The sequence below is a fragment of the Cupriavidus sp. SIMBA_020 genome, from assembly GCF_046535395.1.
Taxonomy (GTDB): Bacteria; Pseudomonadota; Gammaproteobacteria; order Burkholderiales; family Burkholderiaceae; genus Cupriavidus; species Cupriavidus campinensis.
In genome coordinates this window covers 1-400 of the sequence record NZ_JAWRWU010000113.1, presented here as the reverse complement: position 1 = coordinate 400, position 400 = coordinate 1, and the positions used below count along the sequence as shown (strand labels likewise).

Below are 400 nucleotides of genomic sequence, written 5' to 3'. Positions count from 1 at the left end.
CAGCAATGGGCGCATACGTCGCCTTCGTGGACATAGGGTTGGGATTGGCCGGACCGCTCGCCGGTATGGTTGCTGGCCACGTTGGATATCCCCCTGTTTTTTTGCTGGGTGCATGTGCATCAGCAGTGGCTTTCGTTTTCGTTCTGCGTCTTCCTGCGCAATAGGGAAATATTTTGCGCATGGAGATAATTGGCTGCAATGGTGACCAAGTACGGATTTAACATCGGCGATTTGCGATTGTTAATTGCGGTTGCTGCGCCAAGCAGGCACGTCCAGATTGTGGCGGGACACGCTGGATGTCGTCCGGGGTGAAGTTCGCCTGCTGGATTGTCTTCCGGATCAGGCTGCGCTCCCTGAAGAAGTACTGCGCTGCCCGCCCTGGTTCGTCATGGACCAGTAC

1 pseudogene is annotated in these 400 nt (G+C 55.8%); it reads right to left on the bottom strand.

The features are described 5' to 3' along the window. Positions 1–217: 217 nt before the first annotated feature. Positions 218–400 (bottom strand): annotated as a pseudogene (locus tag SB751_RS28395) (hypothetical protein); the annotation flags it as partial.